Raw genomic sequence first — 16,053 nt, 5'->3', positions numbered from 1 at the left:
CTCGCCCGGACGGCCGGAGGCGCACATCGCCCACCGGGACGGACGAGCGGCGGACGGCGGCCATCAACCGATCGGTGGACCCCCGTGCCAGGCTTGACCCCATGAGCTGGCTCGACGGCCGCGAACGCTGGATCCATCCGGCGCTCGCCTACGCACTGCTCGCGATCTCCGCGACCACGGCCGCCCTCACCGGTGTCCCCGCCCTGCCGTCACGGCCGCCACAGCTGTCACCACCGGAGCCGTCGGCAGGGCCGTCACCGGATCCATCGGCGGGTCCGTCACAAGGAGCGTCACTGGATCCATCGCTGGGGCCGTCGGAGTGGCCGCTCCCGCCCTGGCAGCTCATGCCCTGGCCGGTGCTCGTCCTGCTCGCCGCCGTCTGGCTGGCGGCCGTCCCCGGGCTCTACCCGCGCCGCGACCGGCACCGGGTGCTCGTCGTGGGGCACTACCTCGTGCTGCTCGCGCTCGCCGCCGCCCTGTCCTTCCGCAGTACGGCCTTCGTCGTCTTCGCCTCGATCGGCTACCCGCTGGCGATCGCCATGCTCCCGGCCCGGCTGATCATGGCGGGCGTCACGCTGACCGCCCTGGTCAACGTCACCACCCAGGCGGCGCCCGGCTCGCGGGCGACGCTGCTCACGGTGATCGCCGGCGTGGCGCTGCCGCTGGTCGTGGCCGGCTGGTACGTCTCCGCCGAGCACGACAAACGCCGCCGCTTGGTCACCCGCCTGCGCGCCGCCATGGACGAGAACGCCGACCTCAACGCCAGGCTGCTCGACCAGGCCCGGCGGGCCGGCGTGCTCGACGAGCGGCACCGGGTCGCCGGCGAGATCCACGACACGCTGGCCCAGGACCTCGTGGCCCTGATCGGCCAGCTCGACGCGGCCTCCCGTACCGGGCAGGACGAGGCCCGCCGCCGCCACCTCGACCGCGCCTCCGAGCTGGCCCGCCGCGGCCTGACGGAGACCCGCAGATCCGTGAGCGCCCTGCGGCCCGAGCCGCTGGAGGAGGCCAGGCTGCCGGACGCGATCGGCCATCTGGCCAGGTCGTGGGCCGACACGGCCGGGGTGGAGCTCCGGTACGAGGTCACCGGGCAGCCCGTGCCGCTCTCCGCCGACGTGGAGCAGGCGCTCTTCCGGATCACCCAGGAAGCCCTGTCCAACGTGGCGAAGCACGCCGGAGCCACCAGGACGGCCCTGACCCTCTCGTACACGGACGAACTCGTCTTGCTGGACATCCGCGACGACGGAACCGGCTTCGCCCCGCGGGAGCGCACTGACGGCTTCGGGCTGGACGGCATGCGCCGGCGCGTCCGCGGCGTGGGCGGCACCCTGGAGATCGAGTCGGAGCCGGGCCAGGGCACGACCGTCGCGGCGGCCGTCCCCGCGCTCCCCGCGCTCCCCGAGCACGGCGAGCGGCGGGATCGCGACGAGCGGTGAGATCCTGGTGTGGACCGATGCCCGCCGAGCCGACACCCGGACAGGGAGGACCGATGGCCCTGCGGCTGCTGATAGCCGACGACCATCCGATCGTGCGCGACGGACTGCGCGCCGCCTTCGACGGCGAGCCCGGCCTTGAGGTGGTCGGCGAAGCCGCCGACGGCGACGAGGCCGTCCGGCTGGCCGCCGAGCTCGCCCCCGACGTCGTGCTCATGGACCTGCGCATGCCCGGCCTCGACGGGCTGAGCGCCATCCGCCGGCTCAGCGGCACCGGGCCGCGCATCCTGGTCCTCACCACGTTCGACGGCGACGTCCTGCCCGCGCTCGAAGCGGGCGCCGGCGGCTATCTGCTCAAGGACGCCCCGAAGGAGGAGCTGGTCCGTGCCGTGCACGCCACCCACCGGGGCGAGACCGTGCTCGCCCCCGCCGTGGCCGGCCGGCTGGCCGACCACCTGCGCAGGCCCGCCAGGGGGCAGCTGAGCAAGCGGGAGCTGGAGGTGCTGAGCCTGGTGGCCGGGGGAGCGACGAACAAGGAGGCGGCGGCCGGCCTGCTCATCAGCGAGGCCAGCGTGAAGACGCACCTGCTGCACATCTACGCCAAACTCGACGTCCGCGACCGCGCCGCCGCCGTCGGCGAGGCCTACCGCCGCGGCCTGCTCACCCGGTAGCCCCTGACCTCTGAAGACGTATCGGGTAGAGTCGCGGCCCACTTATGGCTGAATTTCGTCTTCGCGCGGGCGGCTTCCCGCGCTTCCTCGCTCCGTTCATCGCCCCGCTCGTCCTCTTCTTCGCCGTCTGCCTCCTCCTCGGCGCCATCCTCACCAACAGCACCCCGCTCGGCGCCGTCATCGGCGCGCTCGCCACCGGCGCGCTGGTCGCCGTCCTGGCCGGCAAGCACCGCCGCCTCACCACGGGCACCGTCGTCCGCTTCTCCGCCGACGGCGTCGAGCTGGCCGACTCCCAGGGCTTCCGCGTCCGCCTGCGCTGGCCCGACATCACCAGGGTCGGCGTCGTGGACACCCAGCTCGCCGACCCCCGCGTGATCGGGCGTCCAGGCGCCGCCAGGGCGCGGGTACGGCCCCTGCGTGCGACCGGCCTGATCGGATGGGGCGAGCGCACGGTCCCGCCCCGCGTGCCCCGCTGGATGCGCGCCCGCCTCGCCGCCGTCCCCGCGGACCCGGCCACCGGCAGGCCGGAGGTGGCGATCCCGCTGGGGGAGTTCGATCCGCAGTGGGAACGAGGCCCGATGGGCGACTGGGTCCGGCGCCACAGAGCCGATCTGGTAGGCGGATAAGCGGTTTGGTGTGGTCTTCCGGGTGCGGTAGAGTTACCTGCGTCGCCGGGGAGACCCGGCACACCAGCTTGTGGACAGGGTCCCGTCGTCTAGTGGCCCAGGACGCCGCCCTCTCAAGGCGGTAGCGCCGGTTCGAATCCGGTCGGGACTACCACTGTCACAAGCGCACGAAGGTCCCGTCGTCTAGTGGCCCAGGACGCCGCCCTCTCAAGGCGGTAGCGCCGGTTCGAATCCGGTCGGGACTACGTCTGCAACAACCGCTCCGGTGCACTCAGCCCGGAGCGTTTTTTGTTGCCCGGCCACAGAACGCGAGATCCCCCCGCCGCGAACGGCGGCAGGGGGATCGTCGGCCGAGCCGGATCAGGGGCCGGATCAGGGGCCGGACCGGGGGCCGGATCAGGCGGAGCGGGCCTTGAACAGCGCCCGCCTGGCGGCCTTGGCCACCTGCTTGTCCGGATGCACCTGCGAGATCAGATCCAGCAGCTCCTCCACGTGGGCGTGCGGGATCTTCCAGATCACCTCCAGCAGGCTGTTGACCATGTCGGGCCCGATGTCGCGCAGGCTGCTCACGAACTCCGAGCGCCCGAGACCCGCCGAGATCGTCCACATGTCGAGGATGAGCCAGTGGGTGTCGTCCTGCGTCGGCTCCGGCGCGCCCTCGACCCCGAGCTGACTCAGCTGCGTGGCCGCGTAGGGACGCAGCGACGACTGCTTGAGCGCGGCCTGCCAGGCCGGCACGGCGGCCTCGCCCAGCGTGCCGACCACGCTCGCGGCCTGCACCCTGATCAGCGCGTCGCTCTCGTCCTCGGCCGCCGCGTCCAGCAGCTCCTCGGCCGCCTTGGCGGGCTCGCGCAGCCGCATCCAGGCGGCGAACTCGGCGTCGGCCTCCTCCTCCGGCAGCTCGGCGCTCAGCGCGAGCAGCTCGTGGGCGCTCATGGACTCGATCGCCGGCCGCGCGTCGACCTCGATGTCGGCGTCGTCCACCAGGTGGATGACACCCTCGGTGCCGAGCGGCGTGAGGCGCAGCGTGCCGTCGTCGCCGAGCTCGACCATGCCGTAGCCGGTCAGCCAGTCGACGGCGGAGGCCACCGGGTCGCCGGCCGCCTCCCACGCGTCGCCGCCCAGCTCGTCGAGCTCGGCGGCGGCCTCGGCCAGGTCCCGCGACAGCTCGCCGAGATCACGCGAGCCGCCCGCCAGCAGCAGCCGGACCAGCACCCCCCTGGTCAGGCCCGCCAGGGCCATCGTCAGGTCGTCGTCCTCCAGCTCGGGGTCGCCGTAGTCGACCGAGTGGAGCCCGAGCATCCAGGCGTCGAGCACGTCCTCGTCGTCGTCGAACGGCCACTCGGCGGTGTCATCCTGCACCGCGACCGTGCCGGCCTCACCCGGCTCCAGGAACTCCAGGTCGACCGCGAGGTTCCAGATGTTCCACAGCTGGGGCACGGCCTCGGCGATCGAGCCGTCGGTCTCGGGCCTGGGCAGGCCGGTGGCCCGCAGCGCCTCCTCCACCTCGGCGTCGGTGAGCAGGGCGTCCTCGCCGACGCGCCGGCCCGAGCCGACCCACACGGCCAGATCGCGGGCCTTGGCGACCAGCGGCACCTCGCGGGCCGCGGCGGCGAGCTCGGAGTCGGGCCGCAGCCTGATCGTGTCGAGCTCGGCCAGCTCGTCGGCGAACGGCTCGAAGTCGCCGAGGTCGCCTGTCTCGGCGGCCTCGGCCTCGTCCTCGCCCTCGGAGTCGTCCAGCATCTCCTCCATGAGGTCGACGAACTCGTCCTCGACGTCGTCGAGCTCGGCCTGCAGATCGGCGAGGCTGTCGGAGCCCTTGGCCAGCCGGCCGGTCTGGGACAGGAACGTCAGGTAGGCGTCCACGGCCGGAAGCATGCCGTCGGCGGCGGCGTCGGGATCCTCCACGACCTTGGGCATGCGGTCGAGCAGCAGGTTACGCAGGTCGGCACGCTTCCACGTGCCGAGATCCTGCGAGAAGGCGAGACGGTGCCACAGGGCGGCGGGTCCCACGAGCTCGGGGTCGCTCCCGGGCGCGTTCGCACGCGCCCACATGATGAACTCTTCGAGCAGGGGTCGCAGCTCAGTGGCGGCTACCTCGATGCGATCTGTCACGCACTCAGGCTAGTGCGCCCGCGAGGCAGTCGGCTCCCGAAATACATCCTTTTGCTGATCATGACGTGCGGCGCATCGCCTCGGTGATCCGTTCGGCCGCCGCCATGACGGGCACCGCGTGCAGCCGCCCGGGCGCTCTCGTCAGCCTTTCGATGGGCCCGGAGACCGACACGGCCGCGATCACCTTCCCGCCGCTGCCCCTTATCGGGGCCGAGACGCTGGCCACCCCCTGCTCGCGCTCTCCCACGCTGTGCGCCCAGCCCCTGCGCCGTACGGAGGCCAGCGTGGCGGCGGTGAACTTGGCTCCGCGCAACCCGCGGTGCAGCCGGTCGGGCTCCTCCCAGGCCAGCAGGATCTGCGCCGCCGAACCGGCCGCCATGGGCAGCGCGGAGCCGACGGGAACCGTGTCACGCAGGCCGCTGGCGCGCTCGGCCGCGGCCACGCACACGCGTTCGTCACCCTGGCGGCGGTAGAGCTGCGCGCTCTCCCCCGTGAGGTCGCGCAACTGCATCAACACGGGCGCGGCCACCGCGAGCAGCCGGTCCTCGCCGGCCGCCGTGGACAACTCCGACAGCCGGGGGCCGAGCACGAATCTTCCCTGTGTGTCGCGACTCACAATCCTGTGGTGCTCAAGTGCGACCGCCAGCCGGTGGGCGGTGGGGCGGGCCAGGCCGGTCGCCTGGACCAGCTGAGCCAGCGAAGCGGGTCCCGCTTCGAGGGCATTGAGTACAAGAACCGCCTTGTCGAGTACTCCGACTCCGCTAGAGTTGTCCATACACCGATACTGCCGTCTCGACATATGAGAAGGCAAGTCGGATGATTCTCAAGGAGGAGATCATGGGCCGCACACTGGCCGAGAAGGTCTGGGAGCAGCACGTAGTCCGTCGCGCGGAGGGCGAACCGGACCTGCTCTATATCGACCTGCACCTCATCCATGAGGTGACCAGCCCGCAGGCGTTCGACGGGCTCCGTCTCGCCGGCCGGAAGGTGCGGCGGCCCGATCTCACCATCGCCACCGAGGACCACAACGTCCCGACCCTGCTCGGCCCGATCTCCGACCCGGTGTCCAAGACGCAGGTCGAGACCCTGCGCAAGAACGCCGCCGAGTTCGGCATCCGGCTCCATCCGATGGGCGACGCCGGTCAGGGCGTGGTGCACATCATCGGGCCGCAGTTCGGCCTGACCCAGCCGGGCATGACGATCGTGTGCGGCGACTCCCACACCTCCACCCACGGCGCGTTCGGCGGCATCGCGTTCGGCATCGGCACCTCCGAGGTCGAGCACGTGCTGGCCACGCAGACGCTGCCCGCCTACCGGCCCAAGACGATGGCCATCGAGGTCTCGGGCGAGCTGCCCGCGGGCGTCACGGCGAAGGACCTGATCCTGGCCATCATCGCCGAGATCGGCACCGGTGGTGGCCAGGGCTACATCGTCGAATACCGCGGCGAGGCCGTGCGCAAGCTCTCCATGGAGGGCCGCATGACCGTCTGCAACATGTCGATCGAGGCGGGCGCGCGGGCGGGCATGATCGCCCCCGACGAGACCACGTTCGCGTACCTGAAAGGCCGCCCGCACGCGCCGGAGGGCGAGGCGTGGGACCAGGCCGTCGAATACTGGACGTCGCTGCGCACCGACGACGACGCCGTGTTCGACAAGGTCGTCGAGATCGACGCCTCGACGCTGACCCCCTACGTCACGTGGGGCACCAACCCGGGCCAGGGCCTGCCGCTGGGCGAGTCCGTTCCCGACCCCGAGTCGTTCGCCGACCCGGTCGCGCGCTCGGCCGCCGAGCGGGCGCTGGAATACATGGGCCTGCGCGCCGGCACGCCGCTGCGCGAGATCGAGGTCGACACGGTGTTCGTCGGCTCCTGCACCAACGGCCGCATCGAGGACCTGCGCTCGGCCGCCGAGATCCTGCGCGGCCGCCAGGTCACCACTCGCACGCTCATCGTCCCCGGCTCGATGATGGTCAAGCGGCAGGCCGAGGAGGAGGGCCTGGACGAGGTGTTCAAGGCCGCGGGCGCCGAGTGGCGCGAGGCCGGCTGCTCGATGTGCCTGGGCATGAACCCCGACACGCTCAAGCCGGGCGAGCGCAGCGCCTCCACCTCCAACCGCAACTTCGAGGGCCGGCAGGGCAAGGGAGGCCGCACCCACCTGGTGTCGCCGCAGGTCGCCGCCGCGACCGCCGTCACCGGCCGCCTCACCGCCCCCGCCGACCTGTAAGGAGACAGACAGATGGAAGCCTTCACCACCCACACCGGTACGGCGGTGCCGCTGCGCCGCAGCAACGTCGACACCGACCAGATCATCCCGGCCGTCTGGCTCAAGCAGGTCAGCCGCACCGGTTTCGAGAAGGGCCTGTTCGCCGCCTGGCGCGAGGACCCGACGTTCGTCCTCAACGACCCCTCCTACGAGGGCGCCTCGATCCTGGTCTCCGGCCCTGACTTCGGCACCGGCTCCTCCCGCGAGCACGCGGTGTGGGCGCTGCAGCAGTACGGGTTCCGCGTCGTGATCGCCGCCCGCTTCGGCGACATCTTCCGCAACAACTCCACCAAGATGGGCCTGCTGCCGGTCGTCCTGCCGGCCGAGCGGGTCGAGGCGCTGCAGGCGGCCGTCGAGGCGGACCCGAAGCTGGAAGTGACCGTCGACCTGGGCGAACGCCAGGTGCGCTGGGCCGGCGAGGTCGTCGCGTTCGAGATCGACGACTACACCCGCTGGCGGCTGACGGAGGGGCTCGACGACATCGGGCTGACCCTGCGTCACGCCGAGGACGTGGCGGCGTACGAGAATGGTCGGCAGCCATGGCTGCCGACGACCGTCTAGAAGACGACGAACTGGCGCGGCGGTTGCGCGAGGCGCACCGCCGCGTCCGCATGCTGCCCGCGGCGGAAAAGGACCGGATCGCGCGCCGTTATCTCGCGATATGCGACGTCGCGAAGCGAGATCCGGAAAGGGCCGCGGTACGCCTCGAAGCGTTTCTGGCCTCCCTTGACGACGCGTACGACACGCCACGAGACGAAGAAAACACGCCGGGTGATTGAGTTCCCCCGCGATCCCGCCTACTTTCGAGCCCGTAAGGGGTTTCTACGTCGAACTCGTGAGCTGGAACCCCGAGCCGTAACTGGGGGAGCAGGACTTTCATGAACAAGCGAGAACTCGTCGAGGCCATCGCGGATCGGGTGGGCGACAGGAAGACGGCCACCGAGGCCGTCAACGCGGTCATCGACGCCATCCAGAAGGCTGTGGCCAGTGGCGACAAGGTCTCGATCACGGGCTTCGGCGCGTTCGAGATGGTGAACAAGCCCGCCCGCACGGCGCGTAACCCGTCGACCGGCGCGGAAATCAACGTCGCCGAGAGCTGGGCGCCCAAGTTCCGTCCCGGCTCGGATTTCAAAGAGCTGGTGAACACGGGCGGCAAGAAAATCGGCAAGAGGAAGTAAACGCGAGCGGACCAGCACGCCCGGGCCGGCCGGGCCGGGCGTCCGCTTTTTTCTAGGCGTCCGGCACCGGGAAAGTCGACAGCGTGATGTAGCCGATCTCGCCGCCGGACATCGCGAGATTGACCCGCTGGCCGGAGCGGAGCAGACGCAGCGGGCCCGCGTCGAAGGCGGGGGCGCCGAACGGAAGGACGGTGCCGTCGTCGAGGAAGACCGTGCCGGAGCGGGTGGTCTCGTCGAAGGTGCGTACGGTCGCCTGCATCCGCCCAGCGTAATCGTTCGCCGTCCATCCGACGAGCACGTGCGAGGCAGGCTCAGGAGCGCGACGACGGGATGAGGCCCGGGTCCGGCCACAGGTCGGCCACGACCGCCGCCGTGTGCCGCCCCAGCCCCAGCCGGACGGCCGCGCGCAGGTCGTCGGGGGTGTCCACGTCACGCCTGACCGAGTCGATCCCCGGCACGCACAGCTCCTTGGCCCCGCCGGCCAGGTGCTTGGCCCGCGACTCCCCGCCGAACCTGGGCGTGAACGGCCGGCCCGGCCGCACCCCGTAGAACGTCGTCCCGACGTCGAGCGCGTCGGGCACGAACGACTGGTCGAACTCGGCCGCCGCCTCCAGCGCCAGCGCCAGCTCGGCCGGGCGCAGCGCGGGAAGGTCGGCCTGCAACGCCCCCACGGCGTCGTCCGGCGCCAGGCGTACGGCATGGGCGGCCCCCGTGCGCAGCGCCGTGTTCAGCCCCCGGTCGGGGTCGGACACCACGTCGGCCCCGAGCGCGTCGAGCGGCCCCGCGGCGGCCGGATCGGCCGTGACCACGATCACGCGCGCGACCAGCGGGCAGGCGAGCGCCGCCGAGACGGTGTCGCTCGCCACGGCCACCGCCAGCCGCGTCCTGTGCGGGCCCGTCGCGGCGGCCAGCCGGGTCTTCGCCGCGACCAGCGTCTTCACCGGAATGACCAGGGACCAGCGGATGCTCATAGGCTAAGCATCGCGCCTCGACATCCCGCCCGGCCAACCGGGAGACTTGGGGCGCATCCCGCAGGTGTTGGAGGAGACCATGAGCCGCCCCACGCGACCATCGCGTTTCTGGGAGACCTTCGCAGTAGTCGTGGTGAAGCCGCTGTCCACGCTCCTGGTCAAGCGTGACTGGCGCGGGGGCGAGCGCATCCCGAAGACCGGCGGCGTGATCATCGCGACCAACCACCTGTCCTGGGCCGACCCCGTCCTGCTGTCGCACTTCCTCTACGACAACGGCCGCTGGCCGGTGATCCTGGCCAAGTCGGGCCTGTTCAAGGTCTTCTTCCTGGGGCGGGCGGTGCGCAGCCTGCTCGCCATCCCGGTGGCCAGGGGCAGCAGCGAGGCGGCCGAGTCGCTGCGCATCTCGGCCGAGCGGCTGGCCGACGGGTGCGCGATCCTGTTCTACCCGGAGGGCACGTGCACCCGCGATCCCGACCTGTGGCCCATGGTGGGCAAGACGGGTGCCGCCCGGCTGGCGCTGGAGAGCGGCGCCACGGTCATCCCGGTGGCCCACTGGGGGGCGCAGGAGCTGCTGCCGTACGGGGAGAAGAAGCCCAGGCTGTTCCCGCGCAAGACGTTCCGCGTGTCGGTGGGGCCGCCGGTGGACCTGTCGAGGTACGCCGGCCGCCCGCCGCACGCCGACGTGCTGCGCGAGGCGACGGCCGACATCATGGCGGCGGTCACCGCGCAGCTCGCCGAGCTGCGCGGCGAGAAGGCGCCGGAGACTCCCTACGATCCCGCCGGACGGTGATGGCATGACGAAGGTGGCCGTTTTCGGGACGGGTTCGTGGGGCACCACGTTCGCGATGATCCTCACGGAGGCCGGCAACGAGGTCACGATGTGGGGGCGCAGGGCCGAGGTGACCGAGGCCATCGACCGCGACCACGTCAACCCCGACTACCTGCCCGGCATCCCGCTCCCCGCCGCGCTGCGGGCCACGACCGACCCCGAGCGGGCGCTGGCGGGGGCCGACTTCGTGGTGCTCACCGTGCCGGCCCAGAGCCTGCGGCCCAACCTGGCCGCCTGGCGCGCCCACATCCCGTCCGGCGCGGTGCTGGTGAGCCTGATGAAGGGCATCGAGCTCGGCACGACCAAGCGCATGAGCGAGGTGATCCACGAGGTCGCCGAGTGGCCGCAGGAACGCGTCGCGGTCGTCTCGGGGCCCAACCTGGCCAGGGAGATCGCCCAGCGCCAGCCCGCCGCCACCGTGGTGGCCTGCACCGACGAGCAGGTAGCCGCGCGGCTCCAGGCCATCTGCCACCTGCCGCCGTGGTTCCGCCCCTACACCAACCCCGACGTGATCGGGGTCGAGCTCGGCGGCGCGGTGAAGAACGTCATCGCGCTGGCCGTGGGCGTCTCCGCCGGCATGGGCATGGGCGACAACGTCAGCGCGATGCTCATCACTCGAGGGCTGGCCGAGATCTCCCGCCTGGGCGCGGCGCTCGGGGCCGACGCCCACACGTTCGCGGGGCTCGCGGGCATGGGCGACCTGGTGGCCACCTGCACGTCCCCGCTGTCGCGCAACCGTACGTTCGGGGAGAACCTGGGCCGGGGCATGACGCTGGCCGAGGTCGTCGCCGCGACCAAGCAGACCGCCGAGGGCGTGAAGTCCTGCGAGTCGGTGCTCGAACTGGCCAGGAAGCACGACGTCGAGATGCCGATCACCGAGGTGGTCGTCGGGGTCGTCCACGACGGCATGTCGCCCGCCGAGGCGGGCACGCTGCTGATGTCCCGTTCCCCCAAGCCCGAGCGGTACGGCTTGTGAGAAACACCTGATTACGGCGTGCTCGACTCGCTGTGACAGGGACACCCCCGGTAGATTCGGACACCATGAGCAAGCCACGCGTCGCCGTCGTTTTCGGAGGCCGCAATTCCGAGCACGCCGTTTCCCTGATGGGAGCGGGCAGCGTGCTGGATGCGATCGACAGGACCAAGTACGAAGTGATCCCCATCGGGATCGCCCAGGACGGCAGGTGGGTGCTGGCAGCCTCCGACCAGCGGTTCGCCATCGAGTCGGGCGAGCTGCCGGTCGTCGACACCTCGGGCGCGGCGCTGGCGCTGCCCTCGGGCGACAACTCGCTGGTCGCCTACGACCCCGGCAGCATCCCGGTGGAGCTCGGCACGGTCGACGTGGTGTTCCCCGTGATGCACGGCCCGTTCGCCGAGGACGGCACGATCCAGGGGCTGCTGGAGATGGCCGGCGTCCGTTACGTCGGCTCCGGCGTGCTGGCCAGCGCGGTGGGCATGGACAAGGCCCACATGAAGACCGTGATGGCCGCGGCGGGCCTGCCGACCGGCCGTTACGTCGTCGTACGCGACCGTGACTGGCGGCTCGGGCGTGAGTGCGTGCTCAAGGAGGCCGAGGAGCTGGGTTACCCGGTCTTCGTCAAGCCGGCCAGGGCGGGCTCGTCCCAGGGCATCTCCAAGGCCTCCGACCGGGCCGAGCTGGAGGCGGCCGTGGAGGAGGCCAGGCGGCACGACCCCAAGGTGATCATCGAGGCCGCGATCGTCGGCCGCGAGATCGAGTGCGCGGTGCTGCAGTCGCTGGGCGACGAGCCGGCCACCGCGTCGATGCCCGGCGAGGTGCGGGTCGAGGGTGGCCAGGACTTCTTCGACTTCGAGGCGAAGTACTACCCCGACCAGATGTCGCTCACGGTGCCCGCCGACATCCCGCAGGAGACGGCCGAGGAGCTGCGGGCGATGGCCGTGCGCGCGTTCGAGGCGCTCGACTGCGAGGGGCTGGCGCGGGTCGACTTCTTCTACACGCCCGAGGGCCAGGTGATCTTCAACGAGATCAACACCATGCCCGGGTTCACGTCGCTGTCGGTGGCGCCGCAGCTCTGGGCGGCCTCGGGGCTGTCGTACCCGGCCCTGGTCGACCGGCTGATCCAGCTGGCGCTCTCGCGCTCGCCCGGCCTGAGATGAGCCGGGCCTGCGCGTTCGTCAGGCCTCTGACGCGATCTGGGCGATCGGCTTCGACAGGTCGGCCAGCACCTCGGCGGCGACGTGCTCGCCGCCGACCGTGACCTCCACGTAGGCGAGGTCGGTCACCGCCGTGAACAGCGCGGGCTTGTCGGGATCGGCGAACCAGCCCACGCCGCCGACCTCCTGGAGCCGGTCGGTGGGCGCCATCCTGGCGGGCCTGGGCACGCCGCAGCGCAGCGCGATGACGCCGGTACCCCAGACGGCCACGTACGGAGACTCGGGCGTGGAGGATCCACGCTCCTCGCCGTCGAGTGTCGCGGGCAGCAGGGGGGCCAGCTTGGCGCAGGCCGCGGCCGCCTCGCCCTGCGGGGCGGGCGGCTCGACCCGCACGGTGCCGCCGCAACCGGCGAGTGCCAGGAGAACGATCAGAACGGCGGCGGCACGCATGCGAGGACTACCTTCAGATATGGACGATCGGGCACGTAAGAGTACGCGTGATGCCCTCGACCGCCTGAATCTGGGCGACGACGAGCTTGCCCAGTTCGTCGACGTTGTTGGCCTCCGCGCGCACGATCACGTCATAAGGCCCCGTGACGTCCTCCGCTTGGGTGACCCCCGGAATGCCGGAGATCTCGCGGGCCACGGCGGCGGCTTTGCCGACCTCGGTCTGGATAAGGATGTAGGCCTGCACCATCACGTCCTCCCGGGCGATTCGATCACGCCGAAGGGCCACCGTACCCTGTGTGCGTCAGGAGGTGCGTCATCACAGTCGGAGATCTCGGCGAATTCGGTGTGGTAAATCGTATTACCGGACGTCTGCCCCAAAGCGCGGCGGTAATGCTCGGGCCGGGTGACGACGCCGCTCTCGTCGGCGCGCCCGACGGGCGGGTCGTGGTCTCCACGGACCTGCTGCTGGAGGGCAGGCACTTCCGCCGCGACTGGTCCGGCGGTTACGACGTGGGCCGCAAGGCCGCCGCCCAGAACCTGGCCGACGTGGCCGCCATGGGCGCGACGCCGACGGCCATCGTGGTCGGCCTGGGCGTGCCCGCCGACCTGCCGCTGAGCTGGCTGGACGAGCTGACCGACGGGCTCGGCGACGAGTGCGCGACGGTCGGGGCGAGCGTGGCCGGCGGTGACGTGACCCGCTGCGACCTGGTCGTCATCGGGGTGACCGCGCTGGGCGACCTGGCCGGGCGGGCCCCCGTGCTGCGTTCAGGGGCCAGGCCGGGGCACGTGGTGGCGGTGGCGGGCCGGCTCGGCTACGCCGCCGCGGGCTGGGCGCTGCTGGAGGCGGGCGTGCCGGTGGAGACGCCGCTGCTCGCCGAGGTCGTGGCCGGGCATCGGCGGCCGCTTCCTCCGTACGCGATGGGGCCCATGGCGGCCGAGCTGGGCGCGAGCGCGATGCTGGACGTGAGCGACGGCCTGCTGCAGGATCTCGGGCACGTGGCCGAGGCGGGCGGGGTGCGGATCGAGCTCGATCCGCGGGAGTTCACGGTGGCGGAGCCGGTGCTGGCGGCGGCCAAGGAGCTGGGGGCCGATCCGCTCGAATGGGTGCTCACGGGTGGCGAAGATCACGCCCTCGCTGCGGTCTTTCCCCCTGACGTACGGCTGCCGCCCGAGTTTCGGGTGGTGGGGCGGGTGGTCGAAGGTGAGGGCGTCATGGTGTATGGGCGCGAAATCGGCCGCCGCGGGTGGGATCACTTTCGGTGATGACTTGTCCCGATTTACGTGAAGTTTTCCTGTTTTGGGGTACGACTAGCGGGATTGCTGTGACAACGGCGTATCAAAGGTGTTATGAAGATTGGCGGCCACTGTAACCGGCAGAAAGGGCAGCCATGGGCCGCCACGGCACAGGTGGATCCGACGACGGGGAAGAACGGGGGAACGGCAGCGCATTCTGGGGTCCTGACGAGCAGGGCGACGCGCCAGGCTGGCCGTCCCTGCCGGACCAGCCCGAGGTGACGGGCCAGTGGGCACCCATGCCCCGGCGCACCGACGGGCCGGCTCCGCGCGCTCCGCAGTCGGAGCCGTTCGAGACCACCGGAGCCTTCGCGGTGCCCACCGACTCCGCCAGCGGCTTTCCACCGGCCGACGACCCCGCGGGCGCCTTCCCGCCGCCGTCCTCCAGGGACGACTCAGGGCCGTTCGAGACGACGGGCGCGTTCACCCGTCCGTCCGACTGGAACCCGCCCGTGGATCGTCCAGGCGGCTTCTTCGACGGCGCCGCCGATCAGGCGGGGCCGGGCAGAGGCCCCTTCGACGAGCCCGGCGACGGGCCCTTCGGCCGGCGGGGCGAGGCCGGCGGACCCGGCGGGTTCGACCGGCAGGGGCCGTTCAACGGTCCCGACCAGACCTCGGTGTTCGGCGGCGGCCAGGGCGGGATGCCCGGCCGCGACGCCCAGGACCCCGGGCAGACGGCCTTCTTCGGCGGCCCCCAGCAGGGCGGACCCGGACCTTTCGACCAGCCGGACGTCTTCAGCCCGCCCGGCTCCTCCGGTCAGCCCGGTCAGCAGGGTCCCTCCGGTCAGCCCGGTCCCTTCGACCAGCCGGACGTCTTCGGCCAGCCGGGACCGTTCGACCGGCCCGGCGCTCCCGGTCAGCCCGGTCCCTTCGACCAGCAGGGGCCGTTCGACCAGCAGGGCCCGTTCGACGGGCGTGACGAGCGCGGAGGGCCGTTCGGCGGCCCCGGCGACCGTGACCCCCGTGACCCCCGTGACCCCCGTGACCCCTTCGACTCCTATGACGGGGACGACGCGAACCGCACCGCCAGGTTCGACGGCCCGCCCGGCGCCGGCTTCGCCGCTCCGCCCGAGCCGGGCGACATCAAGGTGGCCGGTGCGCCGACCGCCGTGCACAACGCCCCCGCCTGGGCCGACGCCGAGACCGGCTTCCTGGGCTCCGGCTGGTCGAGCGACTCCGACACGCCGGACGAGGAGCCCAGAGGCCGTCGTGGCCGGCGCAGGTCGGGCCGTGGCGGAGGTGGCGGCGATGACGACATGCTGGCCGCCGCGCCGGGAGGCGCCGGCAAGGGCCGCGTGGCCCTGCTCTCCGTCGCCGCCGTGGCCGTGGTGCTCGGCGGCACCGTGGCGGGCGTGAAGTTCATGAGCTCGGGCGATCCGGCCAAGTGCGAGGGCGTGACCTGCGCCGCCGTACAGACGACAGGACAGCCTGGGCCCGCCGTCTCCGAGCCCGCCGATGAGGAGGACGCCGAGCCGGCGCCTGAGGAGGAGCCGACGGAGGAGGCCGAGGAGACCGAGCCCGCCGACACCCCCAAGCCGACGGCCACCTACAGCGCCAGGGCGCCGCGCAGGACCGCGACCCCCACGCCGACGCCCACCAAGTCCAAGGTGAAGAAGACGGCGGAGCCCACGGAGGAGCCGCTGGACGATGAACCGCCGGTCGAGGAGACCGTGTCGGAGGCGCCCACCGAGGACCCCGCGCCCCTGGAGGACACCGACGCCGGGACCGGCGTCGGCACGCCGGAATCGCCCGGCACGGGCGACCCCGGGACGTTCGAGCAGCCGTCGAACGCCGGCTCCGTCAACGTCAAGCAGACCATCCAGCAGCGCCTGACCACCTACAAGGCCAGGATGACGGTGTCCAACGACTCCGCGCGTACGCTGCAGAACCCCACGGTCTCCGTGCCCGTGGACGGCAGGGTCGTGGACGTGGACGGCGCCGAGTGGTCGCAGGACGGCGACCTGCTGATCCTGGACGTGTCGGGCTCGCTGGCGGCCGGTGACTCGGTCGAGGTGTCGTTCACGGCCACCGGCAGGGGCTCCAAGGCGCAGAACTGCGGCATGGTCGAAGGAGAGTGCGCCGTCAGCTGAAT

General features: G+C 71.9%; 18 protein-coding genes and 2 tRNA genes. 14 read left to right on the top strand and 6 right to left on the bottom strand.

Features of this window, described 5'->3' with window-relative positions; translation table 11 throughout:
* Nucleotides 1–101: 101 nt before the first annotated feature.
* The 5 genes from ABFX54_RS36870 to ABFX54_RS36850 all read left to right on the top strand — a co-directional run bounded on the left by ABFX54_RS36870 (nucleotide 102) and on the right by ABFX54_RS36850 (nucleotide 2,975).
* Nucleotides 102–1,436, top strand: coding sequence for a sensor histidine kinase (locus ABFX54_RS36870; protein ID WP_346111360.1), 1,335 nt, complete (start codon nucleotides 102–104; stop codon nucleotides 1,434–1,436).
* A 53-nt stretch (nucleotides 1,437–1,489) separates the two neighbouring features.
* Nucleotides 1,490–2,104 (top strand): response regulator, encoded by a 615-nt coding sequence (locus tag ABFX54_RS36865; protein ID WP_346111359.1) that lies wholly within the window; start codon nucleotides 1,490–1,492, stop codon nucleotides 2,102–2,104.
* 44 nt (nucleotides 2,105–2,148) lie between these two features.
* The gene (locus tag ABFX54_RS36860) at nucleotides 2,149–2,730 is read left to right on the top strand and encodes a hypothetical protein (protein ID WP_346111358.1); all 582 of its coding nucleotides are present in this window, start codon (nucleotides 2,149–2,151) and stop codon (nucleotides 2,728–2,730) included.
* A 78-nt stretch (nucleotides 2,731–2,808) separates the two neighbouring features.
* A tRNA-Glu gene (locus ABFX54_RS36855) sits at nucleotides 2,809–2,884 on the top strand.
* 18 nt (nucleotides 2,885–2,902) lie between these two features.
* Nucleotides 2,903–2,975: transfer RNA gene (locus ABFX54_RS36850), tRNA-Glu, on the top strand.
* Nucleotides 2,976–3,126: 151 nt separating this feature from the next.
* Here the strand turns inward: ABFX54_RS36850 and ABFX54_RS36845 are convergent.
* Nucleotides 3,127–4,845 carry a hypothetical protein gene (locus ABFX54_RS36845; RefSeq protein ID WP_346111357.1) on the bottom strand — a complete coding sequence of 573 codons (1,719 nt, stop codon included), beginning with the start codon at nucleotides 4,843–4,845 and terminating at the stop codon, nucleotides 3,127–3,129.
* A 58-nt stretch (nucleotides 4,846–4,903) separates the two neighbouring features.
* Nucleotides 4,904–5,620, bottom strand: a complete 717-nt coding sequence (locus ABFX54_RS36840) for an IclR family transcriptional regulator (protein WP_346111356.1) — start codon at nucleotides 5,618–5,620, stop codon at nucleotides 4,904–4,906.
* Nucleotides 5,621–5,682: 62 nt separating this feature from the next.
* Between ABFX54_RS36840 and leuC the strand changes: the two genes are divergently transcribed.
* The 4 genes from leuC (at nucleotide 5,683) to ABFX54_RS36820 (ending at nucleotide 8,285) form a co-directional block, all read left to right on the top strand.
* Nucleotides 5,683–7,068: a 3-isopropylmalate dehydratase large subunit gene (gene leuC, locus ABFX54_RS36835; protein ID WP_346111355.1), complete on the top strand. Its 1,386-nt coding sequence runs from the start codon at nucleotides 5,683–5,685 to the stop codon at nucleotides 7,066–7,068.
* 12 nt (nucleotides 7,069–7,080) lie between these two features.
* On the top strand, nucleotides 7,081–7,668 hold the full coding sequence (gene leuD, locus ABFX54_RS36830) for a 3-isopropylmalate dehydratase small subunit (RefSeq protein WP_346111354.1): 588 nt from the start codon (nucleotides 7,081–7,083) through the stop codon (nucleotides 7,666–7,668).
* Nucleotides 7,647–7,886 (top strand): SCO5555 family protein, encoded by a 240-nt coding sequence (locus tag ABFX54_RS36825; RefSeq protein ID WP_346111353.1) that lies wholly within the window; start codon nucleotides 7,647–7,649, stop codon nucleotides 7,884–7,886. Before leuD ends, ABFX54_RS36825 begins: the two co-directional genes overlap by 22 nt.
* A 99-nt stretch (nucleotides 7,887–7,985) precedes the next feature.
* Nucleotides 7,986–8,285 carry an HU family DNA-binding protein gene (locus ABFX54_RS36820; RefSeq protein ID WP_346111352.1) on the top strand — a complete coding sequence of 100 codons (300 nt, stop codon included), beginning with the start codon at nucleotides 7,986–7,988 and terminating at the stop codon, nucleotides 8,283–8,285.
* A 52-nt stretch (nucleotides 8,286–8,337) separates the two neighbouring features.
* Here the strand turns inward: ABFX54_RS36820 and ABFX54_RS36815 are convergent, their stop codons facing one another.
* Together ABFX54_RS36815 and cofC are read right to left on the bottom strand one after the other, a co-directional pair.
* Nucleotides 8,338–8,544, bottom strand: a complete 207-nt coding sequence (locus tag ABFX54_RS36815) for a hypothetical protein (RefSeq protein WP_106249272.1) — start codon at nucleotides 8,542–8,544, stop codon at nucleotides 8,338–8,340.
* Nucleotides 8,545–8,596: 52 nt separating this feature from the next.
* Nucleotides 8,597–9,256 carry a 2-phospho-L-lactate guanylyltransferase gene (gene cofC, locus ABFX54_RS36810; RefSeq protein WP_346111351.1) on the bottom strand — a complete coding sequence of 220 codons (660 nt, stop codon included), beginning with the start codon at nucleotides 9,254–9,256 and terminating at the stop codon, nucleotides 8,597–8,599.
* Nucleotides 9,257–9,335: 79 nt separating this feature from the next.
* On the opposite strand from cofC, the gene ABFX54_RS36805 reads away from it, so the two are divergent.
* The 3 genes from ABFX54_RS36805 to ABFX54_RS36795 all read left to right on the top strand — a co-directional run bounded on the left by ABFX54_RS36805 (nucleotide 9,336) and on the right by ABFX54_RS36795 (nucleotide 12,221).
* The gene (locus tag ABFX54_RS36805) at nucleotides 9,336–10,046 is read left to right on the top strand and encodes a lysophospholipid acyltransferase family protein (RefSeq protein ID WP_346111350.1); all 711 of its coding nucleotides are present in this window, start codon (nucleotides 9,336–9,338) and stop codon (nucleotides 10,044–10,046) included.
* Nucleotides 10,047–10,050: 4 nt separating this feature from the next.
* A complete protein-coding gene (locus tag ABFX54_RS36800; RefSeq protein WP_346111349.1) occupies nucleotides 10,051–11,061 on the top strand; it encodes an NAD(P)H-dependent glycerol-3-phosphate dehydrogenase in 1,011 nt (336 codons plus the stop codon).
* Nucleotides 11,062–11,126: 65 nt separating this feature from the next.
* A complete protein-coding gene (locus ABFX54_RS36795) occupies nucleotides 11,127–12,221 on the top strand; it encodes a D-alanine--D-alanine ligase family protein (protein WP_346111348.1) in 1,095 nt (364 codons plus the stop codon).
* An 18-nt stretch (nucleotides 12,222–12,239) separates the two neighbouring features.
* Here the strand turns inward: ABFX54_RS36795 and ABFX54_RS36790 are convergent, their stop codons facing one another.
* Both ABFX54_RS36790 and ABFX54_RS36785 read right to left on the bottom strand, forming a co-directional pair.
* Nucleotides 12,240–12,668, bottom strand: a complete 429-nt coding sequence (locus ABFX54_RS36790; RefSeq protein WP_346111347.1) for a DUF3515 family protein — start codon at nucleotides 12,666–12,668, stop codon at nucleotides 12,240–12,242.
* Nucleotides 12,669–12,681: 13 nt separating this feature from the next.
* On the bottom strand, nucleotides 12,682–12,915 hold the full coding sequence (locus ABFX54_RS36785) for an Lrp/AsnC family transcriptional regulator (RefSeq protein WP_106249262.1): 234 nt from the start codon (nucleotides 12,913–12,915) through the stop codon (nucleotides 12,682–12,684).
* 47 nt (nucleotides 12,916–12,962) lie between these two features.
* On the opposite strand from ABFX54_RS36785, the gene ABFX54_RS36780 reads away from it, so the two are divergent.
* Entirely contained in the window at nucleotides 12,963–13,931 is a 969-nt protein-coding gene (locus ABFX54_RS36780; protein WP_346111346.1) for a thiamine-phosphate kinase, read from the top strand.
* Nucleotides 13,932–14,056: 125 nt separating this feature from the next.
* Entirely contained in the window at nucleotides 14,057–16,051 is a 1,995-nt protein-coding gene (locus ABFX54_RS36775; protein WP_346111345.1) for a hypothetical protein, read from the top strand.
* Nucleotides 16,052–16,053 lie beyond the last annotated feature (2 nt).

This window comes from Nonomuraea maheshkhaliensis (assembly GCF_039529435.1).
GTDB classification, from domain to species: domain Bacteria; phylum Actinomycetota; class Actinomycetes; order Streptosporangiales; family Streptosporangiaceae; genus Nonomuraea; species Nonomuraea maheshkhaliensis.
Note: the sequence above shows the minus strand (reverse complement) of the source record. Positions and strands in the feature narration are given on the sequence as shown.